Genomic DNA, 22679 nt, shown 5'->3' with positions numbered 1-22679 from the left:
GGAGCTACGGCGCCCCGAAGCCCGCGGTCTGCAGCACGTCGGCACCCGCGCCGCCGGTGATGTAGTCGACGAAGGCCTGGGCCACGTCCGCGGATGCCGAATCCTTCAGCGCCACGATCGGGTAGGTGTTCACGGCCTCCGCGGACTCTGCGAAATCGATGCCCTCGACCGCGTCGCCCGCGGCCGTGACGTCGGTGACGTAGACCAGGCCGGCATCCGCTTCGCCCGAGGTGACCTTGCCGAGAACATCGGTGACCGAGGACTCTTCGCTCACCGGAGTGAGGGTGAGGTCGGCGGCGGCTGCCACGGTGGCGGTGGCGGAACCGCAGGGCACCTCCGGGGCGCAGACGACGAGCTTCACGTCGGGGCTGGCCAGGTCGGCGAAGTCGACGATGCCGGCCGGGTTGCCCGGCGGCACCGCGATCTCGAGCACGTTGGTGGCGAAGTCGACCGGGTCGCCCGCGGCCAAGGACTCATCGGTGAGCTTGGTCATGTTCTTGGTGTCGGCGGAGGCGAAAACGTCGGCGGGAGCGCCCTCGATGATCTGGGTGACCAGGTCCGACGAGCCGGCGAAGTTCAGGGCCACGGTGGTGCCCGGGTTCTCGGCCTCGAACGAGGCGGCCAGCTCGGTGAAGGTGGCCTTAAGCGAGGCCGCGGCGAAGACGGTGATGTCGCCGTCGAGGGCGGCGGCCGAGGCAGACGGAGTGGGGGTGGATGCGGCGGGGGTGGCGGTGGCGCATCCGGTCAGCACGAGCGCGGCCAGACCGATGAGCGCGACGACACGGCCGGAGGGGGAGGTGCGGGGCACGATCAGAGCTTTCCGGAGGGGGTTTCGACGATGACGGTGGTGGCCTTGACCACGGCGATGGCGACGGAGCCGAGCTCGAGGCCGAGCTCGCGCACGGCTTCGCTGCTCATGAGCGACACGACCCGGTGTGGTCCGCACTGGATCTCGACCTGGGCCATCACCTTGTCCATGACGATGTCGGTCACCAGGCCGACGAACCGGTTGCGGGCGGATCGGCCGATCTCGGACGGGTCCTCGGGCAGCACCGCGTTCTTGCGGGCCAGCTGCGCCAGCGCCAGACCGTCGACGACGGTGCGCGACGAGGCGTCCTTGGAACTCGGCAAGGTGCCGTTGTCGATCCAGCGGCGCACGGTGTCGTCGCTCACGCTCAAAAAGGCCGCGGCGTCTTTTATCCGTATCTGAGGCATGAAGGTTACTCTATAACCGTTTTCACGGAGTTGAACATGCGTTCGTTCCGCATTCACGACATCAGTGCTTACTTTGCGTAAGTACCGGAATGCATCTAGCCTGTTGCCATGACACCTGGCCGCCTGCACGCCGGGCCCTCGGATGCGGCCGACTCGGATGACGCCTCGCGCAGCGTTCTCGAGCACTCGACCGGGCGGTGGGGTGCGCTCACCCTGGCGGCACTGATCGACGGGCCGCTGCGCTTCGCCGAACTGGCCCGGGCGGTGCGCGGAATCTCTGACCGGATGCTGGTGCAAACGCTGCAACGGCTCGAGGCGCACGGCCTGGTCTCCCGCACGCCGCACCCCACGATCCCGCTGCGGGTCGACTACGCCCTCACCGACCTCGGCCGGCCGATCGCCCGCAGCGTGCGCGACCTCATCAACACGATCCACGACCAACTTCCCGGCATCATCGCGCATCACCAAACCGCCCCACCACCCCAAGGAGAACATTCGTGACTGTCACCGCGCTCGACCACACGGCCGCCCTGATCGTGATCGACCTGCAGGCCGGAACACTCGGTGCTCCCACCGCGCATCCGGCCGACGACATCGTCGCCAGGGCCAATGACCTGCTCGGCGCCTTCCGCGCCCAGGGCCTGCCCGTTGTGCTCGCCAACGTCGACGGCACTCCCGCCGGACGCACCCAGTACGGCGAGGGCGCCCGGGAATTCCCGGGCGCGTTCAGCGCGCTGGTGCCCGGGCTGGACCAGCAGCCGAGTGATCTCACGATCACCCGGGCCACCTGGAGTGCGTTCGCCGGCACCGACCTGCACGCCCTGCTCACCGAGCGCGGCATCACCCAGCTCGTGCTCGCCGGCATCGCCACCAGCTTCGGCGTGGAGTCCACCGCGCGCGACGCCTACGACCTCGGCTACAGCGTGGCGATTGCCGTCGACGCGATCACCGACCGCAGCGCAGAGGCGCACGAGAAGAGTGTGGCCGGTGTCTTCCCGGCCCTGGGGCAGACCGGAACGACCGCGGAGATCATCGCCCTCCTCGCCTGACGCCGCAGCCGCGCCGCGCTGGAACTGCACTTCCCCGGTCGCGACCGCCGTAGGAGGCGGCGCGGTCACCTGCGCGAGGAGCGCGCCACCACGTCGTCGATCGCCGGTCCAAGGTTCGGCCATCGGAAGGTGTAGCCGGCCTGAAGCAGACGGTCGGGCAGCACCCAACGGCTCTTCAGCACCAACTCTGGTTCGGTGCGGAGCAACCACATCGCCGGTTCGAGCATCCAGCGGAACGCCGGCAGCCCGATCCGCGCCCTGACGCTTCGCCGCAGCGTGGCCATCAGGGTGCGGTTGTCGCTGGGGTACGGTGCGGCGAGGTTGACCGGTCCGTCGAGGTCGTCGGTGGCGACGATTAACCGAATGGCATCGATGACATCGTCGAGGTGGATCCAGCTGAATCGTTGCCGGCCCCGGGAACGGTGACTGGGTGCCCGCCCGTCGCCGGACGGGTGGGCGCCGATGCCGCGGTAGCGCCGGTGCGGAAACCACCAGCCGTCGTGCTGTGCCCCGCCGAGGCCGAACCGGGCCAGCCGCACCAGGATCGTCGTGGCAGGACCGTCTCCGAGCACGATGGCCATCCGTAACGCCACCCGCCGGGTGCCGGGCAGAGTGCCGCTGAAGAATTCGTCTTCCCACTCGCGGGCGATGTCCACAGAGAACCCGGTGCCCAGTTCGCCGCCGGCCTCTGTCATCGGGCGGTCCCCGGCGTAACGGTAGATCGTGGCGGTGCTCGCGTTCAACCACACCCGCGGCGGATGCGCGCTCGCCGCGACGGCCTGGCGCAACTGCCGGGTGGTGTCGACCCTCGAGCGCAGGATCTCGGTGCGGTTCGCGTCTGTGTACCGGCAGTTCACGATCTTGCCGGCGAGATTCACCAGCAGATCGGCGCCGTCCACCAGCGCCCGCACGGCTTGATCGTCGCTCCACCTCGCGTCGGGACCACTCCGACCGATGCAGGCGACGTCGTATCCGTCGCCCCGCAGTTCGCGCACGAGGCGCTGCCCGATGAATCCGGATGCCCCGGCGACCACAGCGCGTTTTCTGATGTCCCCCACGCCGCCAGCCTAGGGTGCCAGCTGCGCGTAGCCGCGCTCGAACGCCGGCCGGAGCATGTGGGCGGGCCAGGAGCTCGTGGGGGTGGCGAGGGCGGCCGCGTCCACGGCGTCGTCCACGGCGAGGCCAGCCGCCCACCCGGCCCGGATGCTGTCGGCCAGCGCCCGCAGGTCGGCGGCCTGGCGTACGACGAAGTCGCGGTCGACCACCGTGCCGTGCCCGGGCACGATCACATCGGCGGGGTCGATCCAGGTCAGGAGTTCATCGAGAACGTTCGGCCAGGTCAGCGGAAAGCCGCCCGATCCGGCCATGGGCGGCCCCGACTCCTCGATCACGTCGCCGAGGATCCAGGCCCGCGCATCGGGCACGAAGGTGGCCAGGTCGGTATCGGTGTGCCCGGGCGGCAGCGGGACCAGCTCGAGAGTGCGGCCGCCGGCGACCACGGTCATCCGCTGCCCGACGAGGTGCGTCGGCGGCGTCAGGATCACCTGGTGCCAGGTCTTGTCGGGCTCCCGGCTCGGGTCGGCCTGCACGGCCAGCAGCCGGGGCTCTTCGTAGTCGGCGTAGTGCTGGGCCACGAGTCGATGCCCGTAGATGGGCACGCCCAACGCTGCGAAAGCCTGGTTGCCGAACGAATGGTCGTAGTGCGCGTGGGTGTTGATCACGGCCACGATCGGCACGCCGAACCGGATGCCCACATCCTCGATGATCTCGGCGCCTTCGGCCAGGTTGTTGCGGGTGTCGATCACCGTGACGCCGTCGGCGCCCAGCACCGCGACCACCGAGACGTCGACCGGGTTGTAGCGCTGCTGGTAGACGTCGTGGGCGACTTCGACCCAGGCTGAGGCGGACATTTCCCCAGCCTAGGCGGTCCTCACAGGGGCTGGCTCAGGGCTCGTCGGGTGGCGCGGGCCGCGTCACGCGGATGGTGATCTTGCGCACCTGTAATCATATGTAGTACATTTGCTACATGAAGAAGCAAGTTCCGGATGAGCAGCCGCAGTTCTATACGCGGCTTCCCGTTCTGCGCGCCGAGCGTGGCATGAGCCGCAAGGAGCTTGCCGAGCTGGCCGGGGTGCACTACCAAACCATCGGCTACCTCGAACGTGGGGAGTACAGCCCGAGTCTGGTGCTCGCCCTGCGCATTGCTGCGGCGCTGGCCGTTCCCCTCGACGCCGTTTTCTCGTTGACGCCGTTCGCCAGCATGGCCGACCAGCTTTACAACACCGAAGGAGAGAACCGATGACCGCCTCCCCGACCTACCAGCAGCGCCGAGCGGCCAGGCTGGACGACCCCTCGATGGAGTACCTGCGCACACCCAAGGCCAGACGCCTGTTGGCGGCCGGCCTGATCGGGGTGCTCGTGGCCGAGGCCGTGCTCATCGGCACCGCCGCGATGATGCCCGTTGCCGTGTTCCTCGGCGGCATGGTGGTGCTGATCATCGTGATGGTGTTCACCCTGGGCGGGTTGAAGGCCTCCACTCGCGGGGTCGAGGAGCTTTCGCCCGACGTGCTCGACGAACGGCAGGCGCAGATTCGCGGCCTGGTCTACTCGATGTCGTACAAGGTGCTCTCGGTGGTCTTCGTGATCACCGTGGTGCTGATGCTCCTCGCGCAGAGCCCCGGGTGGGCCGCACCGTTCGAGGTGATGGTGATCATCCCGGTGATCTCCTGGCAGCTGATCATCACCATCCCCACCTTCGTCACGGCGCTGCGCATGAAGGTCTAGGCATCCCGTCGTCGCCGGTCGCACGTGGGCGGGGGCGGTACGCGTGACCCGCGCATCCGGATCGGTCGGCGATGCGCGGGTCTGGCGCCGTTCCGCGGGGCGACCGATTCCGGCTCAGACCTCAGCGGCCTCGTGCGTGGAGCTCGTACGGTACTCCGTGTAGGTGTACGGGTTGTCGAGGATCTTCGTCGCCGGGATGTCGGGGTTCATGCCCGCCTTCCACACCTCGTCGCCGAGGGTGGACTGCAGGTGCGTGACGGTGTCCTCCACCGCGGTGCGGGCCGCCGCGAGCTGGTCGCCGACCAGGGCGTGCCCGTACTTCACGATCTTCCCGTTCACCAGCACGGTGTGCACGTCGGCCCGGTTGGCCTGCAGGGCGATGTGGCCGTAGGGGTTCAGCACCGGGAACATCGACGGCGAGGCGTCGTTCTTCACCAGCACCACATCCGCCTTCTTGCCCACCTCGATCGAACCGAGCGTGGCCTCCTTGCCCAGCGCCGCAGCGCCGCCGCGTGTGGCCCAGTCGACAACGTGCTCGGCGCGCAGGTGCGAGTGGGTGACGGTCTCGCCCAGCTCGTGCGCCTTCATGTGCTCGATCGAGCGGTCGGCCCCGAGGGTGGTGCGCATGGCGGCGAACAGGTCGCTGCTGAACCACACGCTGGTGTCCACCGACAGCGACACCGGGATGCCGTGCGAGCGCAGCACCCACGACGGCGGGTAGCCCTGGCCGCAGCTCTGTTCGCTCTCGGTCGAGAGCGACACCGATCCGCCGGTGGCGGCGATGCGCTGGTAGGAGTCGTCGGAGAGGGTGGCGGCGTGCACGTAGACCGTGCCGGGGGTCATGAAGCCGTTCTCGTACATCAGCCGGATGCCGTCGTCGTTGGTGGCGCCCCACACGCCGGCGTGCGTGGTCACGGCCAGGTCGAGGTCGCGGGCCACCTCGAACGCGCGCCGCTCGGGGAAGGCCGGGTCGCCGGTGACGTCGAACGCCATCTGGAAGCCCAGCATCTCGTTGCCCTTCTCCCGCGCGGCGGCGAAGGCCGTGAACTCGTCGGAGTCCGACCACTCCCAGGGGCCGGCGAAGATGTTGCCGTAGGCCAGCACCGAGCGGCCGGGCGCCTCCTGCAGGGCCGCGAGCGCCGCCTCGGCATGCTCGATGGTGCGAAGCCCGTGCGACCAGTCCACCGTGGTGGTGATGCCGGCGTCGATGGCGTCGAGCGAGGAGAGCAGGTTGCCGGCGTAGACATCCTGCGGGCGGAAGTGCTTGCCGTGCTCGAGGTAATACCAGACGAAGTACTGGGTGAGGGTCCAGTCGGCGCCGTAGCCGCGCATCGCGGTCTGCCACATGTGCCGGTGGGTGTCGATCATGCCCGGCATCAGGATGCCGCCGGCCGCGTCGATCTCGAAGGTGCCGTCGGGCACAACGAGGTGCGGGCCGATCGCGGCGATGGCGTCGTCGACGACGAGCACATCAGTGTGCGGCAGGATCTGCCGGCCGGCATCCATCGTGAGCACGGTGGCGTCGCGGAAGACCGTGCCAGGGAGCACGTGATCGGGCAGGGCGGGGATGGGGGGAACGGGCATGGTGGGCTCCTTTGCCTTAGTCGGACGAGTGAGAGCGGAACGAGTGCGGGTGCTGCGGCGGTGCGAGTGCAGATGCGTGCGGTGCCGATACGAGTGGTGCCGGGTGAGCGTGGCTACAGGGCCACGCTCGGGTACTCCTTGCCCATCCAGTGCGCGAGGTTGGCGGCGTACTCCCGTTGGAACGACAGCGGGCCGGAGCGGGCGGCGTAGTCGGCGTCGTACAGGGCGATGAAGATCGTGAGCGAGAGGAAGAAGTGCGCGCCGAGCTCGAACAGGGTCACGTAGTCGTGCCCGACGAGCGCGCGGCGTTCGGTCTCGGTGAAGCCCAGCCAGGTGGTGCGTTCCACCCGGTTCAGCCATGGCCCGCGCTCGGTCTCCCACCAGGCCACCAGTTCGGCCGGGTCGGCCTTGTACCGGGCGAGCAGCTCCGGGTCACCGTCGACCTGGAAGAGGAATTTGTTCACGTAGTAGATGCTCACGACGGCGCCCCCTCCGGGTACCAGGTCACATAGGCCTCGCGGGTGTGGAACAAGTCGAGACTGTCGACGTACGACGCCTCGATCGGACCGGCGATGCCCATCATCAGGATCAGGTCCATGAAACCGTGCGTGGCGTTGCCGGCGCCGGCCATGCTCTCGTGGGTGACGTTGGCGAGGATGCCGTCGATGTCGCCGGTGCGCAGCCACTCGATGGCCTGCAGGTCGAACTCGGGGTCGGGCCCGGTCTCGCCGAACTGGCGCGGCCCGCCGAGCTCGAGCGAGAGGTGCCCGCTGCCCACCGCGGCCACCCGCAGGTCGCTCGGCCACTCGTCGATGATCGAACGGATGGCCCGCCCCAGGTCCCAGAACCGCTTCGGGCTGGGCAGCGGGGGAGCGAAGATGTTCGTGTAGATCGGCACGATCGGCAGGTCGGCATCTGGCCGGGTGGTGATGATCGGGCAGATGATCGAGTGGTCGATCTTGAGTTCGTGGCTGACCGAGAAGTCGAAGCCGCGGTCGAGCAGGCCCTGAAGCATGTAGCCGGAGAGTTCCTCGTGGCCCTGCAGCAGAAAGGTGGGCAGGCCGAACTCGCGGGTCTCGTTGTAGAAGGTGGCGTCGTACATCGGCTGTTTGCCGATGAGGAAGGTGGGGTAGTTATCGGAGAAGAACTGGTGGAAGTGGTCGGCGCCGACCATCACCAGGATGTCGGGTTTGGCCACGGTGAGCGTCTCCCGGTACGCCTCCACCTTGCGCTTCCACTCGTCGGCCTGCGGCATCCGCTCCTCGGGCGGCGCCGTGGTGGCCTTGAGGTAGAACGGGTGGTGCGTGGTGGCGAGCACCGCACTCAGAGTGGCCATCTTCTCTCCTTCGAGACGTGCTTTTACGGACTATTCGGCGGATGCGGCGGCGCTGGGCACGTACACGGCGTTGCGGTCGACCTCGGCGTAGATGGCCGGGGCGATCGGGTTGACGCGTTCCTCGGCGAGGTGCCCGATCAGGCCGGCGGTGCGGGCGAGCAGGGCGAAGCCGCGCAGCAGGTCGATCGGCAGGCCGAGGTCGGCCAGCGCGGCTCCTGCCACGCCAGCGCCGTTCAGGGGCAGCTCCTTGCCGAGCACCAGGGCGTTGGTGCGGCCGATCGCCTCGAACAGGCGCAGGTGCGGCCCGCGCACACCCTCCTCCTCGGCGATGCGGATGATCACGACCGTGCGCGGGTCGCGTACCTTGTGCACCGGGTGGCCGAGGCCGGGCACTCGGCGGCCGAGCTGCTTCGTCTCGGTGAGCAGGGTGAGCGCCGCGGCATCCCAGTCGTCGTCGGTGAAGGCGGTGGTGTCGCCGAGCCCGGCGAGGGCGGTGTGCAGGAATTTGCCGGTGTCTTCGGTCACGCCGAGGAACCGGCTTCCGCCGCCGAGCAGCCCGGCCGCGATGGCGCCCTGCAGGGAGTCGGGCGCGGAGTAATAGGTGAGCCGGGCGGCGATGGCGGTGGGGGTGAAGCCGTGGTCGGCCAGCGACACCAGCACGGCCTCGAATACCCGCAACTGCTGTGGAGTGGGGCGCTGCTGGGTGGCGAGCCAGAAGGCGAGTTCGCCGAAGGTGACCGTGCCGAGCAGCTCGCCGGCCAGGTCGTGGCCGAGCAGGGAGATGGTGTCGCGGTCGCTGGTGCCCAGGCCGGTGGGGTAGTCGGTCACAGGTCGAACTCGCTCTCGTAGGGGGTCGCACGGTGTTCGGAGTTGGGCTGGGACAGCCAGGCGCGAATCTCGGCGGCATCCTGGCCCAGGGTCGGCGGCGGCGAGAGGTACCGGGCGGGGGTGAGGGAGAAGTCGATGGGGTTGCGCACCATGGGGATGGCGGAGTCGCCCTCGCCGACCTGCACCACGGGGTCGAGGCCCAGTCGTTCGGCCAGAGCCACTCCGCCGTCGATGGTGTTGATCGGTCCGCAGGCCACCCCGGCCCGGGTGAGCTCGTCGAACCACTCGGCGGTGGTTTTACCGGCGAGCGCGGCCACGAGCAGGGGGCGCAGGTCGTTCCGGTTCTCGTTGCGGGCCACCGTACGAGCGAACCTGTCGTCGTCGGCCCACTCCGGGTGGCCGAGCGCGGTGGCCAGCCGCACGAACTGCGTGTCGTTGGCGGCCACGATCACGATGTCGCCGTCGCTGGCGGGCAGGGGTTCGTAGGGGAAGAGGCTGGGGTGGGCGTTGCCCATCCGGAACGGCACGGTGCCGCCGGCGACGTAGGTGGAGCTGTGGTTGGCCATGGCCGAGAGGGCGGTGGAGAGCAGGTTGACCTGCACCAGCTGACCCTGGCCGGTGCTGTTGCGGTGGTTGAGGGCGGCGAGGATGCCCACGGTGGCCTGCATGCCCGTCATCACGTCGAAGACCGAGACCCCGCTGCGGAACGGGGTGCCATCGGCGTCGCCGGTGAGGCTCATCAGGCCGCTCATGGCCTGCACGATCAGGTCGTAGCCCGGCAACGCGGCACCGCCGGCGGCGCCGAAGCCGCTGATCGAGGCGTAGATCACGGTCGGGTTTTCGGCCCGCACCGAGGCATAGTCCAGGCCGAACTTGGCCAGGCCGCCCGGCTTGAAGTTCTCGATCACAATGTCGGCCCTGCGGGCGAGCTCCTGGGCGAGGGAACGGTCACCGGCATCGGCGAGGTTGAGGGTGACGCTGCGCTTGTTGCGATTCACGCCCAGGTAGTAAGTGGACACGCCGTCGCGGGCCGGGGGCGCCCAGTCGCGGGTCTCGTCGCCGGCCGGCCCCTCGACCTTCACGATGGTGGCACCCAGATCGCCCATCAGCTGGGTGGAGTACGGCCCGGCGAGCACGCGGGAGAAGTCGGCCACCAGGAGCCCGTCGAGCGGGCCGGCCTGATCGACGGGCGCGTCGGTATTGCTCGAGGACTCGGTCGGCGTCGGGGTCGACGTCGGGACGAAAGCGTGAGGCATCATTGCCTTTCGGTTTTTCGGACGACTGTCCGCTGGGCGGACATTGATCTATAGTGAACCCTAGAAGCGATCGACGGTCAAGGGGCCCGGGGGCGAATTCTCCCGTCCCGACCGACGGGTACGGAGGCGAGATGGCACGCGACACCGAGAGCCCCGATTTCATCGAGGCCATCGCCCGGGGGCTTGACGTGCTCAAAGCGTTTGCGCCCGAGCGGCCCCGGATGAACCTCAGCGAGGTGGCGGCCGTGACCGGGCTGGCCCGGCCGACCGCGCGGCGCATCCTGATCACCCTCGCCGAGCTCGGCTACGTGCGAAGCGACGACGACGGCTTCAGCCTCACTCCCCGGGTGCTCGAGCTCGGCATGGCCTACGTCTGCTCGAGCAACATCTGGGAACTGTCGCGGCCGCACCTCACCGAGCTGAGCGAACGCGTACACGAATCCTGCTCGGTGGCGCAGCTCGACGGCTCCGACGTGGTCTACGTGGCCCGGGTGGCCGTGCCCAAACTGGTGGCGCTGTCGGTCACGATCGGCACCCGGTTTCCCGCCGTGCCCACGTCGCTCGGCAAGGTGCTGCTGGCCTGGCTCGAACCGCACGCGCTCGACGCGACGCTCGCGGAGCCGAGCCGCTCGCCGGTGACCGCGGTCTGGGCGCCCGATCGAGCCGAGATCGACGCGGCGCTCGCCGAGGTGCGGCAGCGCGGCTGGGCGATCACCGACCAACAGCTGGCTCCGGCCATCCGGTCGGTCGCGGCGCCCATCCGCAATGGCGCGGGTGAGGTCGTCGCGGCCGTCAACCTCAACACCCACGCCTATGAGACCAGCATGCAGACCCTGGTCGACGACTACCTGCCGCAGTTGCTGCGCGCAGCCGAGGGAATCAGTGCCGATTGGGCGCGCTGGGATGCGCGGCCCGTGCGAGAGATCGTGGCCAGATGAGACTGATGGTGGTGATCGCGAGCACCCGGTCGGGCCGGGCCGGTGGGCCGGTGGGCGAGTGGGTGGCCGAGTCGGCGCGGCAGACCACGGCCGAGGTGGATGTGGTGGACCTCGCGGCGTTTGTGCTGCCGATGCTGGCCGAGCCACACCATCCGCGCCTCAAGCAGTACACCAGCGAACTCACCTGGGAGTGGAGCCGCCGGGTGGAGGCCGCGGATGCGGTGATCTTCGTGCTGCCCGAGTACAACCACAGCTTCAGCGCCCCGCTGAAGAACGCGATCAACCACCTGCACGGTGAGTGGGCGGGCAAGCCGGTGGGGCTGGTGAGTTACGGCGGGCTCTCCGGCGGCACCCGCGCGGTGACGGCGCTGCAGCCGGTGCTGGTGAACCTGGGTATGCGGGTCCTCGCCGCCAACGTGGAGATCGCCTGGGTCGCCGAGCACATCGTGGACGAGGTCTTTCTGCCGTCTGAGCGGCACGAGCGGGCGCTGGTCGCCCAGCTGGCCGCCCTCGCCGCGTTGGTGCCCGCCGTCGACGTGGCCTGAGCCGCGCGGCGCGGGTCAGTCGCGACCGGCGAGCAGGATCTCCATGCTGTCGAAGAATGAGTTGTAGCCGATCAGGGTTTGGCCGAGCTGTTCGTCGGTGAGATCGTCGCGGGGCTGGGTGAGACGCATCTCGGTGCCGCCGGCTGCCGGAGCGAAGGTGACCACGACGGGGTCGGTGGTGTCACTCGCCGGGTCGTCGTCCATGGTGAACGCCAGCCGCCGGGGCGGGTCCACCTCGGTGTAACGGCCGTGCCAGTAGATCGTGCTGCCGTCGGGCACCCGCATCTCGGCGGTCCACCGGCCGCCCGGTCGCACATCCATCACCACGGTGTCGGCCGGAACCTTCACCGCGTCACCGCCGAACCATCCGGCGAAGTCCTCCGGCCGAGTCCAGGCCGCAAAGACGCGTTCGGGCGGAGCGGCGATGGTGCGCGTGATTGTCAATCCGACGGTCATGGCCGGCCTCCTCGGGGGTGCCTGTGTTCGCCACGACCATAGCGCGCCCGCCCGGTTCGCGCCGCCGGGATGCCGGGCTGAGTGCGCGAGACGCCGGTGCGAGCGATTCGCGGGCAAGGCGCCGGTGCGCGCGAGGCGCGCCACTGGCGAAGCGGCGCCTGACCCGCGCACCTCGCTTAGTGGGCGGTCGCCAGGGGCAGGCCGAGCGCTGCGGTCACACCGGCGTTGGTGACGGTGCCGGCGTGGATATTCAGGCCCGCTTCGAGCGCGGCGTCATCGGCGATGGCCAGTTCCCAGCCCTTGTCGGCGAGCGCGATCACGTAGGGCAGGGTGGCGTTGGTGAGCGCCCGGGTGGAGGTCTCCGGCACGGCTCCGGGCATGTTGGCGACGCAGTAGTAGACCGAGCCGTGCACGGCGAAAGTGGGTTCGTCGTGCGTGGTGGGCCGTGAGCCCTCGAAGCAGCCGCCCTGGTCGATGGCGATGTCCACGAGCACGGAGCCCTGCTTCATACCGGCGACCATTGCGTCGGTGACGAGCTTGGGTGCGGCGGCGCCCGGGATCAACACCGACCCGATCACGAGGTCGGCATCGGCGAGTTGGGCGGCGATCTCGTAGGCGGTCGACACCCGGGTCTGGACCTTGCCCTCGAAGCGGTTCTCGAGCTCGCGCAGGCGCGGCACCGAGAGGTCGATGATGGTGACGTCGGCGCCCATGCCCAGCGCGTTGGCGGCGGCGTGCTCGCCGGCGACGCCGCCGCCGATCACGACGACCTTGGCCTTGGGGGTGCCGGGCACGCCGCCGAGCAGGATGCCTCGCCCGCCGGCCGCGCTCATCAGGTGGTACGCGCCCACCTGGGTGGCCAGCCGCCCGGCGACCTCGCTCATCGGGGAGAGCAGGGGCAGAGCGCGGCCCGGCAACTGCACGGTCTCGTACGCGATCGCGGTGGTGCCGGAGGCGAGCAGCGCCTCGGTCTGGGCGCGGTCGGCGGCCAGGTGCAGATAGGTGAAGAGCACCTGGTCGGCGCGGAGGTAGCCATACTCGGCGGCGATGGGTTCCTTCACCTTGATCAGTAGCTCGGCGGTGGCCCAGACCTCGGCCGCGGTGCCGAGGATGGTGGCTCCGGCCAGCGTGTAGGCGTCGTCGGTGATGGAGGAGCCCAGCCCCGCGCCCTGCTGGATGAAGACCTCGTGGCCGCGGCGGGTGAGTTCGGACACTCCCGCGGGGGTGATGGCCACCCGGTTCTCGTTGTTCTTGATTTCGCTAGGGACTCCGACGCGCATGATTGCTCCAGGTGAGAAGAGGGATGGATGCGGATCAGTCCGAACAATCGACTGGTCCCTGCAGGAAATCTTGCTTTCTTCCTGTTTCAGAGACGTTTCCACCGAAGAATCACGAAAAAACTCATCTGCGGCGCCGGTGTTTTCCTCCGCCGGGCCACGCCAGGTGGCCTGCGACCGCAGATTATTCGGTGTCGCCCGGCGGCACTCGGCGACTGAGGCGCAGCCGCCGAGCGCCGCCGCTAATCGAGCAGAGGCGTCACCCCGGCCTGTAGGGAGTCGATCTCGTGGCGCACGTCGCCGGCGCTGGCGGGGGAGATCTGCCGGGCCATGACCGCCTCGGTGAGGGCGGCGCGCTGCAGGTCGAAGTACTCACCGCTGGTGGGGTCGTCCCGGCCGGCCACCGCGATGGCGGCCACGGCACGGGCAGCGGCCCTGCCCTCTTCTACCTCGGCGTCTTCGGCGGTGGTGTCGATCTTCAGCCGCTTCGCCAGCCACGGCAACGTAGAGCCCTGCAGCAGCAGTGTGCCGACCGCCACGATGAACGCCACGGTCTGGATGATGGTGCGGCCGGGGAACGGCGCCCCGGAGGCGATGGTGAGCGGGATGCCTCCGGCCGCGGCGAGGGTGATGATGCCGCGCATGCCGGTCCAGGAGACGAGCAGGTTCTCGGGCGGAGTGAGCACCGTGATGTGGCTGCCGTCCCGCGCGCCCTGCCGACCGCCCGGCCCGGGACGCCCGCCGCGTCCGGCGCCGCGGCCGCCCGTGCTGTCCAGCCCCTGCGGCCCCTGCGCGCTGTCCAGCCGCTGCTGTATGCGCAGCCGCTGAGCGCTGTCTGGCCTCTGCGACCGCTGTGTCCTCTGCGACCTGTCCGCCCGCTGCGATCGGCCGTCGACGGTGCGGTCGGGCCCACCCCGTCGTCGCTCCCGCCGCCGGGCCATCGGATCGAGGCTCGCCGCCATCCGCTTGGCGTAGATCAGCAGGGCGAGCTGGGCCCGGCCGTAACTGAAATACACCCAGGCGAACCGGCAGAGCACGACCGCGAGCAGCACGATCAAGCCCAGCCCGATGGTGGACCAGGTGGGAGTACTCGAGTCGGCGAGGTCTTCGAGCACGAACCGGAACTGCAGCCCCATGTAGGCGAAGACGAAAGCCTCGAGGATGAGGTCCACAACGGGCCAGAGCGCCGACTCCTGCAGCCGGGTGCGGTAGGCCGTGGAGGGGGTACCGCTGGACTGGGTGTGGAAGTGCGACATGCTCACGGTGAAGCCGGCCGCGACGACGGCGATGATGCCGGAAGCGTGCAGCTGTTCGGCAGCGAAGTAGGCCAGGAAGGGCACCAGGAGGTTGAGCCCGCTCTCGATGGTGGGGTTGCCCACCTTGCTGCGCACGGCGATGACGACCCGGCCGATCACCACACCGAGGATCAAGCCGATCACGGCCTCCCAAGCGAAGAGCAGGAACGGGTTCTCGATGAACTCGCTGTCGCCGGTGACCGCGGCCACCGCCACGGCGAACAGGGTGAGGGCGGCCGCGTCGTTGACGAGACTCTCCCCGGTGAGGATCGAGATCGTGCGGCGCGGCAGGCCGATCTCCCGGCCGTGGCTGACCGTGGTGACCGAGTCCGGCGGCGAGACCACGGCCGCCAGCACGAACGCGCCGGCCAGGCCGAGCTCTGGCGAGAGCCAGGAGGTGAGGAAGCCCACCACTACGGTGGTGAAGACCACCAGACCAACGCCGAGGCCGAGGATGCTGCGCAGGTTCTTGACGAATGCGAAGAAGGAGAAGTTGAGAGTGGCCGAGTAGAGCAGCGGCGGGATCACGACCCCGAGGATCAGCTCGGGGTCGAGTTCCAGCCGGGGCAGGCCGGGGATGAACGAGATGGCCGCAGCTAGGGTGACCGTGACGATGCCGGCCTGCAGCCCGCGCAGGTGGGCGAAGGCGGCGATGATCAACGCGCCGGTCATCACGAGGAGCAGCTGGACGTCCATGGTGCCTGTCTTTCTGCGATCGGTGTCGTGCCAGTCTTCCCTACCGGGGGCGGTTAGGCCTTGCGCATGTAGGCGCGCACGGTGAGCGGGGCGAAGACCAGCACCACCACGGCGGCGCCGGCGAGGGCGAGGAGCACGTCGACGCCGATGGTGCCGGTGTCGGCCAGGCCGCGTACCGCGGTGATCAGGTGGGAGATCGGGTTCAGGTTCACCAGCGGCTGCAGCCAGGTGGGCAGGGTGTCGATGGGCACGAACGCGTTGGAGAGGAAGGTGAGCGGGAACAGGACGCTCATCGAGATGCCCTGCACGCTCGACGCGCTGCGGGCGATCACGCCGAAGAACGCGAAGATCCAGCTGATCGACCAGGCGCAGGCGATGATCAGCAGCGAGGCCAGCACCACGTAGCCCAGCCCGGCTTCGGGCCGGTAGCCCAGCGCGTAGCCGACGATCCAGGTGATGGTGGTGGCGATCGCGTAGCGCACGGTGTCGGCGAGCAGCGCGCCCACCAGCGGGGAGATGCGGGCGATGGGCAGCGACTTGAACCGGTCGAAGACCCCCTTGTCCATGTCTTCGCGCAGCTGCACCCCGGTGACCACGGAGGTCGTCAACACGGTCTGCACCAGGATGCCGGGGATGAGCAGCGGCAGGTAGCTGGCCATGTCGCCGGAGATGGCGCCGCCGAAGAGCACGGTGAACATCACCGTGAACAGGATCGGCTGCACGGTCACGTCGACGAGTTGCTCGGGCGTGCGCTTGATCTTGAGCAGCCCCCGGTAGGCCATGGTGAGCGAATTGCTCACGGTCTGGCGGGCGCTGGTGCGGTTCTTCAGGGGCCGATCGAGGCCGGGGGTGATGGTGGTGCTCAGGCTTGCGGTGCTCATGCGACGGCGCTCACTTCGTGGTCGGGGGTGGTCGGGGTGGGGGAGGCGGCGTCGTCGACACCGCGGCCGGTGATGGTGAGGAAGACCTCGTCGAGGGTGGGCTTCTGCACGCTCATCTCGGTGAGGCTGATGCCGGCGTCGCGCAGGGTGAGGAGCAGCTCGGTGACCCGGTCGACATCCGTCATCGGCACCGTGATGCGCCCGGCTTGCGGCGCTGCCGTGCCCGCGCTGCCGAGCACCGTCTGGATGGCGCGGAGCGCGTCGGTGGTGTCGGCCGGGTTGGTGAGGCGCAGCTGCAGCGAGGCGGTACCCACCGAGGCCTTGAGGTCGTCGGCGGTGCCCTCGGCCACGACGCGGCCGCGGTCGATCACGGCGATGCGGTCCGCGAGTTGGTCGGCTTCGTCGAGCATCTGGGTGGTGAGCAGCACAGTCGACCCGTTCGCCACCAGCCGGCGGACGGTGTCCCACATCTGGGTGCGGGTGCGCGGGTCGAGCCCGGTGGTGGGTTCGTCGAGGAAGATCAGCGGCGGCTGGGCGATCAGGCTGGCGGCCAGGTCGAGCCGCCGGCGCATGCCGCCGGAGAACCGTTTCAGCGGCCGGCGGGCCGCCTCGGTGAGGTTGAACTCCTCGAGCAGCGCGGTGGCCTTGGCGGCGGCCTCCCGGCGGTTCAGGCCGAGCAGGCGACCGAAGATCACCAGGTTCTCGGTGGCACTGAGGTTCTCGTCGACCGAGGCGAACTGCGCGGTCACGCCGATCAATTGGCGCACCACCTGCGCCTCTCTCACGACGTCGTGGCCGAAGATGCGGGCCTCGCCGCCGTCGGGGCGCATCAGCGTGGCGAGCATGCTGATCGTGGTGGACTTGCCGGCGCCGTTGGGGCCGAGCACGCCGTAGACGGTGCCGGTGCGCACACGCAGGTCGACACCGTCGACGGCGCGATTGGCGCCGAAGGTCTTGACGAGGCCGGTGGCTTCGATGGCCCAGTCGGTTCGGGGATGGGCGAGGGAGGGGATGGTCATGGGGAATCCTTCGGGTGAGTTGGTGCGATGGTTTCGGGCAGGGGAGGGCTCGGCGAGGTGCCTCGGGTCGAGTAGGAGTCGGTTCGGCCGGCGTGCGGGCGCGCCGAATACCCCGGCGACGCCGGTGGCCGTCGGCGGTGGCGGATGCGGCCGGCGGGCCGCGCAGGTTACGCCTGGCTGAGTCGGGTGATCAGCGCGGCCCGGTCGATGCCGGCCAGGTCGAGGGCACGAGGAACCGTGCCGAGCTCGGTGCGCAGGATCGCGACGAACATGTCCTGTTCGGTCATGCGGTGGCGCGGGCCGCGGTTGGCGGTGCGGGCCTCGGTCATCAGGGTGCGGATGGAGGCGCCCCAGGTGGGTCGCTGGCGGGCCCGAGGGGTGGACTGCAGCCGACTGGCGTCGATCGCGGTGATGCCCGCGGCCTGGAGGCTGTGCACCCGTTCGGCGCGCAGGGCGTCGAGGAGTCCGTCGTGGTCGAGTCCGCCTTCGGCGGCGGTGCGGGCCGCGGCGCTGCGGGGCTCGGCGAGCAACGCCAGCAGGATGTGCTCGCCCTCCACGACTCCGGAGCCACGCTGGGCGGCCTCGTCGATGGCCCTGGTCATGAGCTCGCGCATGCCGACCGGCAGGGTGTCGTCATCCATTTCTTCTCCTCAATTCGATGCCGGCGTCGATCAGTCGGCGCAAGTGTTTTTTGTGTACGGCCTGACGGGAGACGCCCAGGGCCTGGGCGACTTCGGTCCACGACCAGCCCTCCCGCATGGCGCGCTCGACTTCGGCGTCTTCCATGCGGTCGGCGAGTTCACGCAGGGCGACCACGGCGGCGAGGCCATCGGCCGGGCCTCCGGTGGGTGGTGGTGTAATCGGTGGCATATAAGCAACTTAGGTTGCTTCTAGCGATTAGTCAACTTAAGTTGCTTATTTTCTGGTGTTGCCGCTGGAAGTGGTCATCGCTCGCGTGGCAAGCTGTGGGCATGGAACGCGTGGTGGGCATCGGTGGGTACTTTCTGCGGGCCGCGGACCCGGCCGCTCTGAGCGCCTGGTACCGCGACTGCCTGGGCCTGGACGCCGGCGGCGACGAACCGTGGCAGCAGGAAGCCGGACCGACGGTGTTCGCCCCGTTCGAGTCGAAGACGGACTACTTCGGTTCGCGCGGCCAGCAGACCATGCTCAACTTCCGGGTGCGAGACCTGGACGCGATGCTGGCGCAGTTGCGCGCCGCCGGGGCGGATGTGGCACCCGAGACCGAAGACATGGCCGGCATCGGCCGGTTCGCCTGGGTGAGAGACCCAGAGGGCAATCGGATCGAGCTCTGGCAGCCGGCCTGACCCGGCGGCCGGGTCAGGTATTCGCGCCGCGCGCATCCACGGGCCACCGGCCCACCACCGTGCCGCCGCGCACGACGACATACTCGTCGGCGAGGTTCACCGCGATGCAGACGTGATTGGGCACGACGGTGATCCGGCTGCCGGCGGGCAGGTCGAGCGCGGTGAGAGTGGCGTGGTGCTCCGAGAGCGCGGTGATGCGGGCCTCGGGGTGGCCCGGCAGGCGGCCGAAGCCGGTGGAGAACGATCCGCGGTCGACGCCCAGAACCTTGCTGCCCGCATCCGCGATGAGGTGGTCGCCGCGCCGGGAGACCACGGTGGCCTGCACGGTGAGTGCGATGTCGTCGGGCGCCGACATGCCGAGCTCCCACTGCTGCGCGTCGCGAAAGACATACACGCCGGGGCGTAGCTCGGTGAGCACGCTCGCGTCGGCGAACTCAGCGGATGGCGTGGAGCCGCCGCTGACGATGCGCGCGGTCACGCCCACCCCGGCCAGCGCTAGGGCCGCGGCCGCCAGCTCGCGTGCTTCGTCGGCCGCGGCGGCCCGGCGGCCCTCGGGCGTGTAGCTGTGGCCGGGAAAGGTGAAGACCCCGGCGACGTCGAGGCCGGCCTGCGTTGCGGCGGTCGCAACGGCTGCCGCTTCTGCGGCCGTAACCCCGCTGCGATGGTGCCCGGAGTCCACCTCGACGAGCACCGCGAGTCGGTCGAGAAGGCCGGCCGCGGCCTGGGCGGCGCGCTCAGCACCCTCGGTCGAGTCGATCCCGATGAGCAGTGGCCCGGCCCCGGCCGGGCTCGCCTCGAGCAGGCGCCGCAGCCGGGCGGTCTTGTCGGCGTCGAGCCAGAGCGGATAGGCGATGAAGATGTCGGTGAAGCCGGCGCCGGCGAAGATCTCGGCCTCGGCGATCGTGGCGACGGTGATGCCCGCGGCACCGGCGGCGACTTGGCGGCGGGCGATCTCGACCGACTTGTGTGTCTTCACGTGCGGACGCAGGGCGAGTCCGCGCTCGGCCGCGAAGGCGGCCATCGCGACGATATTGCGGTCGAGCCGCGCCTCGTCGAGCACGAGCGACGGAGTGGGCAGGTCGGCGAGGGTGACGGGTTCGCGGGCGGTCATGCCCTCAGTCTGGCAGTCGGCGCTTCTCGCCTAGAGGAGGTCCGCCTGCACCCGCGCGAGCTTCTGCCCGGCGAAGGTGATCTCGAAGGTTCCGCCGGTCTGGCCGCCGGGAAAGTCGCCGGTGAAGTCGACCTCGACGTGCAGGGAGTCCCCTCGGGCCTCGGTGCTCACCAGCCGGGTCTGCGTGTTGTAGCTGACGAAGTAGCTCTGGAAATACCGTGCGATACCCGGCTTGCCGGTGAAGGCTTCGCCGACCGACGGGTCGTCGAGCACGGCGTCGTCGGTGAAGAAGGCGAGGTACTGGTCGACATCGTGGGTGTTGGTAGCGGTGATCCAGTCGCCGACGAGGACGGCCTGGTCGGTGGTGGTCCGGTTGGTGCTGGACTGGTCGGTGTTGGGCTGGTCGGTGTGGGGCATGGTCGAGTCGTCTTCCGGTCGGTTCGCCGCGGGCGGCGAGGGGAGGTGGTGTCGTCCTTCGAGTCTCACGGCCGCCGCGGCCGGCTGCCAGGGTGGGCTGCACCCTGCCAGGGCGTGGGCGGGTGCAACTAACGTGGGCAGTATGCCAGCCGACACCAGTCCCTTCGGAGACTTCCTCCGCGCCCAGCGCGCCCGGATCGCCCCGAGTGACGTCGGGCTGCCCGACCTGGCCGGCCGGCGGGTCAGCGGACTCCGCCGGGAAGAGGTCGCCGTGCTCGCCGGGGTGAGCGTGGACTACTACACCCGACTCGAGCAGGGCCGGGAGCGCACGCCATCCGCCCAGGTGGTCGAGTCGATCTGCGCGGCCCTCCGGCTGGGCCGGGATGCCCGTAAGCACGCCTTCCGCCTGGCCCGGCTCGCGCCCCGCGATCAGTCTGCCCCGGGCGCGGTGAGTGCCGACCTCCAACAGCTGATGGAGGCCTTCCCCGACTCGGCCGCCTACGTCGTAGATGCGACGTTCCGGGTGATCGCGGCCAATCCGACGGCTCAGGCGTTGCTCGGTGAAACGCAGATCGACGGCGCGCTCGACTTCCTGTTCCTCGATCCCGCTGCCCGTGAGTACTTCGTGGAGTGGGATGTCGTCGCCCGCGCCACGGTCAGCGCACTCCGACTCGCCGCCGGTCACACGCCACCGCATCCCGACCTGATTCCCATCATCGACCGGCTCCTCCGGGAGAGCTCCGCCTTCGCCGCACTGTGGGCCGATCACGCCGTGGCCGGGCTGAACATCACCTACAAGATCATCAACCACCCCGACGTCGGCCGGCTGGAGCTGACCTACCAGACCCTGGACGTGCGGGACGCGCCCGGCCAGCAGCTCACCGTCGCAACCGCACCCGCCGGTTCACCGAGCGCCGACGCCCTCGCGCTACTCGGCACCGTGCGGGCCACCCGGGCACGGAGCTGATCGGTCAGAGCGCGGCGGCCTTGGCCAGCAAGACACCCCGCTCGCGCTCGTTCCCGGTGAGCGCGGCCGCGGTCACGAACTCCGAGCGCGCCTCCTCGGCCCGGCCGAGCCGCGCCAGCAGTTCACCGCGCACGCTCGGCAACAGGGACGAGCCGCGCAGGGCGCCGGCATCGGCCAAGCCGTCCACGATGAGCAGGGCGGATGCCGGACCCGTCGCCATCGACACCGCGACCGCCCGGTTGAGATCCACCACCGGGTTCGGCGCGATTCGGCCGAGCGCCTCGTAGAGCAACACGATCCGGGCCCAGTCAGTGGTCTCGACGCTCGGGGCGGTGGCATGGCACTCCGCGATCGCGGCCTGCAGGGCGTAGCTGCCCCGGCCCCGGCCGAGCGCATCCGCCCGGGCCAGCGCCGCCTGCCCGCGACCGATCTGCGCCCGGTCCCACCGGCTGCGGTCCTGGTCGGCCAGCAAGATCGGGGTGCCATCCGGTCGCACCCGGGCACCGAACCTCGACGCCTGCAGTTCCATCAGCGCCACGAGCGCGTGCACCTCGGGCTCCCGCGGGGTGAGCCCCGCCAGCACCCGGCCCAACCGAAGCGCCTCGTTGGCGAGGTCGGTGCGCATCCAGTGCTCGCCCGAGGTGGCCGCGTAGCCCTCGGTGAAGACCAGGTAGACCACGCCGAGCACCGAGCCCAACCGGGCCCGCCACTCGCTCGGGTCGGGCACCTCGAACGGCACCTTGGCGGCGGTGAGGGTCTTCTTGGCCCGCACGATGCGCTGCTGGATGGTGCCGACCGGCAGCAGGAACAACCGGGCGATCTCCTCGGTAGTGAGGCCGCCGACCAACCGCAGGGTCAACGCCACCTGGGCCTCGCGCGCGATCACGGGGTGGCAGGCGATGAAGACCAGGCGCAGCACGTCGTCGTCGATCGGCTCCCAGGCATCCGGCTCGGAGCCTGCGCGGGCCGCCAGATCGTGCGCGATGGCCTGATACCTGTCGTCGAGACGCTCCCGCCGTCGCCAGGTGTCGATCGCCTTGCGCTTGGCCACGGCGGTGAGCCAGGCCCCCGGGTTCTGCGGGATTCCCCACTCCGGCCACTGCCGGAGCGCATCGATCACCGCCTCCTGGGCGAGGTCCTCGGCCAGCACCACATCGTTCGTCACCCGGGCGAGCGTGGCGACGATGCGGGCACCTTCGATGCGCCAGACCGCTTCGACGGTGCGCCGCGTGTCGACCATCGCGCCGGTCCCCTCGCGCTGGCCGCGCTAGACCTGGCCGCTCTCGGCGCGCCAGGTCTCCTGCTGCTTGAGTACCGGGTTGTCGGCGAACTCGCCGAAGTCGCTCATCTCGGTGACCCGGCGCACCTCGAGCTTCGACCCGGGGCCGAGCGGGCACCGGTTCGCCCACTCCATGGCCTCTTCCTTGGAGCCCACCTGGATCATCCAGAAGCCGCTGAAGAGTTCATGCGTTTCGCCGTAGGGGCCGTCGGTCACGATGGGCGGGTCAGCGGAGAAGTCGACCACGAAGTTGTCGGCCATCGAGTCGGCCAGGCCGTCGCCGGCGAGCATTACGCCCGCCTTGAGGAGGGCCTCGTTGTAGGCGCCCATCTTCTCGATGACCTCGTTGAAATCCATCGCCTCATAGTCTTGGCGGGCGGCATCGGTTGCTCGCATGATCAGCATGTACTTCATCGGATTC

At 69.7% G+C, this 22679-nt stretch carries 28 protein-coding genes; 8 read left to right on the top strand and 20 right to left on the bottom strand.

The annotated features are described in order from the left end of the window. Nucleotides 1-4: 4 nt before the first annotated feature. Complete coding sequence (gene modA / locus CTB96_RS02560) at nucleotides 5-814, bottom strand: molybdate ABC transporter substrate-binding protein (protein ID WP_110125892.1); 810 nt, start codon at nucleotides 812-814, stop codon at nucleotides 5-7. After that, on the bottom strand, nucleotides 811-1215 hold the full coding sequence (locus tag CTB96_RS02555) for a TOBE domain-containing protein (protein WP_110125348.1): 405 nt from the start codon (nucleotides 1213-1215) through the stop codon (nucleotides 811-813). The genes modA and CTB96_RS02555 overlap by 4 nt, the downstream gene beginning before the upstream one ends. Nucleotides 1216-1323: 108 nt before the next feature. Between CTB96_RS02555 and CTB96_RS02550 the strand changes: the two genes are divergently transcribed. Together CTB96_RS02550 and CTB96_RS02545 are read left to right on the top strand one after the other, a co-directional pair. Further along, a complete protein-coding gene (locus tag CTB96_RS02550) occupies nucleotides 1324-1716 on the top strand; it encodes a winged helix-turn-helix transcriptional regulator (RefSeq protein WP_110125347.1) in 393 nt (130 codons plus the stop codon). Further along, nucleotides 1713-2264: a cysteine hydrolase family protein gene (locus CTB96_RS02545; protein ID WP_110125346.1), complete on the top strand. Its 552-nt coding sequence runs from the start codon at nucleotides 1713-1715 to the stop codon at nucleotides 2262-2264. The genes CTB96_RS02550 and CTB96_RS02545 overlap by 4 nt, the downstream gene beginning before the upstream one ends. Before the next feature lie 65 nt (nucleotides 2265-2329). Here the strand turns inward: CTB96_RS02545 and CTB96_RS02540 are convergent, their stop codons facing one another. Both CTB96_RS02540 and CTB96_RS02535 read right to left on the bottom strand, forming a co-directional pair. Then, nucleotides 2330-3322 (bottom strand): epimerase, encoded by a 993-nt coding sequence (locus CTB96_RS02540; protein WP_110125345.1) that lies wholly within the window; start codon nucleotides 3320-3322, stop codon nucleotides 2330-2332. A gap of 9 nt (nucleotides 3323-3331) precedes the next feature. Next, the gene (locus tag CTB96_RS02535; RefSeq protein WP_110125344.1) at nucleotides 3332-4174 is read right to left on the bottom strand and encodes an MBL fold metallo-hydrolase; all 843 of its coding nucleotides are present in this window, start codon (nucleotides 4172-4174) and stop codon (nucleotides 3332-3334) included. Between the two features lie 116 nt (nucleotides 4175-4290). Here CTB96_RS02535 and CTB96_RS02530 point away from each other — a divergent pair, with 116 nt between their 5' ends. Together CTB96_RS02530 and CTB96_RS02525 are read left to right on the top strand one after the other, a co-directional pair. Beyond that, on the top strand, nucleotides 4291-4566 hold the full coding sequence (locus CTB96_RS02530; RefSeq protein ID WP_110125343.1) for a helix-turn-helix transcriptional regulator: 276 nt from the start codon (nucleotides 4291-4293) through the stop codon (nucleotides 4564-4566). Beyond that, the gene (locus tag CTB96_RS02525; RefSeq protein WP_110125342.1) at nucleotides 4563-5048 is read left to right on the top strand and encodes a hypothetical protein; all 486 of its coding nucleotides are present in this window, start codon (nucleotides 4563-4565) and stop codon (nucleotides 5046-5048) included. The genes CTB96_RS02530 and CTB96_RS02525 overlap by 4 nt, the downstream gene beginning before the upstream one ends. A 114-nt stretch (nucleotides 5049-5162) precedes the next feature. Here the strand turns inward: CTB96_RS02525 and CTB96_RS02520 are convergent, their stop codons facing one another. The 5 genes from CTB96_RS02520 to CTB96_RS02500 all read right to left on the bottom strand — a co-directional run bounded on the left by CTB96_RS02520 (nucleotide 5163) and on the right by CTB96_RS02500 (nucleotide 10055). Continuing rightward, nucleotides 5163-6632: an amidohydrolase family protein gene (locus tag CTB96_RS02520; RefSeq protein WP_110125341.1), complete on the bottom strand. Its 1470-nt coding sequence runs from the start codon at nucleotides 6630-6632 to the stop codon at nucleotides 5163-5165. Nucleotides 6633-6745: 113 nt separating this feature from the next. Then, complete coding sequence (locus tag CTB96_RS02515) at nucleotides 6746-7111, bottom strand: hypothetical protein (RefSeq protein WP_110125340.1); 366 nt, start codon at nucleotides 7109-7111, stop codon at nucleotides 6746-6748. Further along, complete coding sequence (locus CTB96_RS02510) at nucleotides 7108-7968, bottom strand: DODA-type extradiol aromatic ring-opening family dioxygenase (RefSeq protein WP_110125339.1); 861 nt, start codon at nucleotides 7966-7968, stop codon at nucleotides 7108-7110. Before CTB96_RS02510 ends, CTB96_RS02515 begins: the two co-directional genes overlap by 4 nt. A 30-nt stretch (nucleotides 7969-7998) precedes the next feature. Beyond that, nucleotides 7999-8796: a citryl-CoA lyase gene (locus tag CTB96_RS02505; protein WP_110125338.1), complete on the bottom strand. Its 798-nt coding sequence runs from the start codon at nucleotides 8794-8796 to the stop codon at nucleotides 7999-8001. Further along, nucleotides 8793-10055 carry a CaiB/BaiF CoA transferase family protein gene (locus tag CTB96_RS02500; protein WP_110125337.1) on the bottom strand — a complete coding sequence of 421 codons (1263 nt, stop codon included), beginning with the start codon at nucleotides 10053-10055 and terminating at the stop codon, nucleotides 8793-8795. Before CTB96_RS02500 ends, CTB96_RS02505 begins: the two co-directional genes overlap by 4 nt. A 128-nt stretch (nucleotides 10056-10183) precedes the next feature. On the opposite strand from CTB96_RS02500, the gene CTB96_RS02495 reads away from it, so the two are divergent. Beyond that, nucleotides 10184-10990 (top strand): IclR family transcriptional regulator domain-containing protein, encoded by an 807-nt coding sequence (locus tag CTB96_RS02495; protein WP_110125336.1) that lies wholly within the window; start codon nucleotides 10184-10186, stop codon nucleotides 10988-10990. Further along, nucleotides 10987-11535, top strand: coding sequence for an NADPH-dependent FMN reductase (locus CTB96_RS02490; protein WP_110125335.1), 549 nt, complete (start codon nucleotides 10987-10989; stop codon nucleotides 11533-11535). The genes CTB96_RS02495 and CTB96_RS02490 overlap by 4 nt, the downstream gene beginning before the upstream one ends. Before the next feature lie 15 nt (nucleotides 11536-11550). On the opposite strand, the gene CTB96_RS02485 is transcribed toward CTB96_RS02490, so the two are convergent. The 7 genes from CTB96_RS02485 to CTB96_RS02455 form a co-directional block, all read right to left on the bottom strand. Further along, nucleotides 11551-11991 carry an SRPBCC family protein gene (locus CTB96_RS02485; RefSeq protein WP_110125334.1) on the bottom strand — a complete coding sequence of 147 codons (441 nt, stop codon included), beginning with the start codon at nucleotides 11989-11991 and terminating at the stop codon, nucleotides 11551-11553. Between the two features lie 176 nt (nucleotides 11992-12167). Continuing rightward, nucleotides 12168-13271, bottom strand: coding sequence for an alanine dehydrogenase (gene ald, locus CTB96_RS02480; RefSeq protein ID WP_110125333.1), 1104 nt, complete (start codon nucleotides 13269-13271; stop codon nucleotides 12168-12170). A 239-nt stretch (nucleotides 13272-13510) separates the two neighbouring features. Continuing rightward, on the bottom strand, nucleotides 13511-15259 hold the full coding sequence (locus CTB96_RS02475) for a cation:proton antiporter (protein ID WP_110125332.1): 1749 nt from the start codon (nucleotides 15257-15259) through the stop codon (nucleotides 13511-13513). A 53-nt stretch (nucleotides 15260-15312) separates the two neighbouring features. Further along, nucleotides 15313-16140 (bottom strand): ABC transporter permease, encoded by an 828-nt coding sequence (locus tag CTB96_RS02470; protein WP_110125331.1) that lies wholly within the window; start codon nucleotides 16138-16140, stop codon nucleotides 15313-15315. Then, nucleotides 16137-17159, bottom strand: coding sequence for an ATP-binding cassette domain-containing protein (locus CTB96_RS02465; RefSeq protein WP_110125330.1), 1023 nt, complete (start codon nucleotides 17157-17159; stop codon nucleotides 16137-16139). The genes CTB96_RS02470 and CTB96_RS02465 overlap by 4 nt, the downstream gene beginning before the upstream one ends. A 167-nt stretch (nucleotides 17160-17326) precedes the next feature. Next, complete coding sequence (locus tag CTB96_RS02460) at nucleotides 17327-17800, bottom strand: Clp protease N-terminal domain-containing protein (RefSeq protein ID WP_110125329.1); 474 nt, start codon at nucleotides 17798-17800, stop codon at nucleotides 17327-17329. After that, nucleotides 17793-18029 (bottom strand): helix-turn-helix domain-containing protein, encoded by a 237-nt coding sequence (locus CTB96_RS02455; RefSeq protein WP_110125328.1) that lies wholly within the window; start codon nucleotides 18027-18029, stop codon nucleotides 17793-17795. The genes CTB96_RS02460 and CTB96_RS02455 overlap by 8 nt, the downstream gene beginning before the upstream one ends. A gap of 101 nt (nucleotides 18030-18130) precedes the next feature. Here CTB96_RS02455 and CTB96_RS02450 point away from each other — a divergent pair, with 101 nt between their 5' ends. Next, nucleotides 18131-18484 carry a VOC family protein gene (locus tag CTB96_RS02450; protein WP_110125327.1) on the top strand — a complete coding sequence of 118 codons (354 nt, stop codon included), beginning with the start codon at nucleotides 18131-18133 and terminating at the stop codon, nucleotides 18482-18484. A 13-nt stretch (nucleotides 18485-18497) separates the two neighbouring features. Here CTB96_RS02450 and CTB96_RS02445 read toward each other — a convergent pair whose 3' ends face one another. Then, nucleotides 18498-19595 (bottom strand): alanine racemase, encoded by a 1098-nt coding sequence (locus CTB96_RS02445; protein ID WP_110125326.1) that lies wholly within the window; start codon nucleotides 19593-19595, stop codon nucleotides 18498-18500. 30 nt (nucleotides 19596-19625) lie between these two features. After that, nucleotides 19626-20012: a YybH family protein gene (locus CTB96_RS02440; RefSeq protein ID WP_110125325.1), complete on the bottom strand. Its 387-nt coding sequence runs from the start codon at nucleotides 20010-20012 to the stop codon at nucleotides 19626-19628. A gap of 142 nt (nucleotides 20013-20154) precedes the next feature. Between CTB96_RS02440 and CTB96_RS02435 the strand changes: the two genes are divergently transcribed. Beyond that, a complete protein-coding gene (locus CTB96_RS02435; protein WP_110125324.1) occupies nucleotides 20155-20979 on the top strand; it encodes a helix-turn-helix transcriptional regulator in 825 nt (274 codons plus the stop codon). 4 nt (nucleotides 20980-20983) lie between these two features. Here CTB96_RS02435 and CTB96_RS02430 read toward each other — a convergent pair whose 3' ends face one another. Together CTB96_RS02430 and CTB96_RS02425 are read right to left on the bottom strand one after the other, a co-directional pair. Further along, nucleotides 20984-22219: an RNA polymerase sigma factor gene (locus tag CTB96_RS02430; RefSeq protein ID WP_110125323.1), complete on the bottom strand. Its 1236-nt coding sequence runs from the start codon at nucleotides 22217-22219 to the stop codon at nucleotides 20984-20986. A 27-nt stretch (nucleotides 22220-22246) separates the two neighbouring features. Next, on the bottom strand, nucleotides 22247-22672 hold the full coding sequence (locus CTB96_RS02425; RefSeq protein ID WP_110125322.1) for a YciI family protein: 426 nt from the start codon (nucleotides 22670-22672) through the stop codon (nucleotides 22247-22249). Nucleotides 22673-22679: the final 7 nt, after the last annotated feature.

Source organism: Cryobacterium arcticum (genome assembly GCF_003185895.1).
GTDB classification, from domain to species: domain Bacteria; phylum Actinomycetota; class Actinomycetes; order Actinomycetales; family Microbacteriaceae; genus Cryobacterium; species Cryobacterium arcticum.
Note: the sequence above shows the minus strand (reverse complement) of the source record. Positions and strands in the feature narration are given on the sequence as shown.

Coding starts and splice junctions, on each gene's coding strand:
- CTB96_RS02555 (WP_110125348.1), bottom strand. CDS start 1,215: ATGCCTCAGATACGGATAAAAGACGCCGCGGCCTTTTTGAGCGTGAGC.
- CTB96_RS02550 (WP_110125347.1), top strand. CDS start 1,324: ATGACACCTGGCCGCCTGCACGCCGGGCCCTCGGATGCGGCCGACTCG.
- CTB96_RS02535 (WP_110125344.1), bottom strand. CDS start 4,174: ATGTCCGCCTCAGCCTGGGTCGAAGTCGCCCACGACGTCTACCAGCAG.
- CTB96_RS02530 (WP_110125343.1), top strand. CDS start 4,291: ATGAAGAAGCAAGTTCCGGATGAGCAGCCGCAGTTCTATACGCGGCTT.
- CTB96_RS02525 (WP_110125342.1), top strand. CDS start 4,563: ATGACCGCCTCCCCGACCTACCAGCAGCGCCGAGCGGCCAGGCTGGAC.
- CTB96_RS02520 (WP_110125341.1), bottom strand. CDS start 6,632: ATGCCCGTTCCCCCCATCCCCGCCCTGCCCGATCACGTGCTCCCTGGC.
- CTB96_RS02510 (WP_110125339.1), bottom strand. CDS start 7,968: ATGGCCACTCTGAGTGCGGTGCTCGCCACCACGCACCACCCGTTCTAC.
- CTB96_RS02500 (WP_110125337.1), bottom strand. CDS start 10,055: ATGATGCCTCACGCTTTCGTCCCGACGTCGACCCCGACGCCGACCGAG.
- CTB96_RS02495 (WP_110125336.1), top strand. CDS start 10,184: ATGGCACGCGACACCGAGAGCCCCGATTTCATCGAGGCCATCGCCCGG.
- CTB96_RS02490 (WP_110125335.1), top strand. CDS start 10,987: ATGAGACTGATGGTGGTGATCGCGAGCACCCGGTCGGGCCGGGCCGGT.
- CTB96_RS02485 (WP_110125334.1), bottom strand. CDS start 11,991: ATGACCGTCGGATTGACAATCACGCGCACCATCGCCGCTCCGCCCGAA.
- ald (WP_110125333.1), bottom strand. CDS start 13,271: ATGCGCGTCGGAGTCCCTAGCGAAATCAAGAACAACGAGAACCGGGTG.
- CTB96_RS02475 (WP_110125332.1), bottom strand. CDS start 15,259: ATGGACGTCCAGCTGCTCCTCGTGATGACCGGCGCGTTGATCATCGCC.
- CTB96_RS02470 (WP_110125331.1), bottom strand. CDS start 16,140: ATGAGCACCGCAAGCCTGAGCACCACCATCACCCCCGGCCTCGATCGG.
- CTB96_RS02465 (WP_110125330.1), bottom strand. CDS start 17,159: ATGACCATCCCCTCCCTCGCCCATCCCCGAACCGACTGGGCCATCGAA.
- CTB96_RS02460 (WP_110125329.1), bottom strand. CDS start 17,800: ATGGATGACGACACCCTGCCGGTCGGCATGCGCGAGCTCATGACCAGG.
- CTB96_RS02455 (WP_110125328.1), bottom strand. CDS start 18,029: ATGCCACCGATTACACCACCACCCACCGGAGGCCCGGCCGATGGCCTC.
- CTB96_RS02450 (WP_110125327.1), top strand. CDS start 18,131: ATGGAACGCGTGGTGGGCATCGGTGGGTACTTTCTGCGGGCCGCGGAC.
- CTB96_RS02445 (WP_110125326.1), bottom strand. CDS start 19,595: ATGACCGCCCGCGAACCCGTCACCCTCGCCGACCTGCCCACTCCGTCG.
- CTB96_RS02440 (WP_110125325.1), bottom strand. CDS start 20,012: ATGCCCCACACCGACCAGCCCAACACCGACCAGTCCAGCACCAACCGG.
- CTB96_RS02435 (WP_110125324.1), top strand. CDS start 20,155: ATGCCAGCCGACACCAGTCCCTTCGGAGACTTCCTCCGCGCCCAGCGC.
- CTB96_RS02430 (WP_110125323.1), bottom strand. CDS start 22,219: ATGGTCGACACGCGGCGCACCGTCGAAGCGGTCTGGCGCATCGAAGGT.
- CTB96_RS02425 (WP_110125322.1), bottom strand. CDS start 22,672: ATGAAGTACATGCTGATCATGCGAGCAACCGATGCCGCCCGCCAAGAC.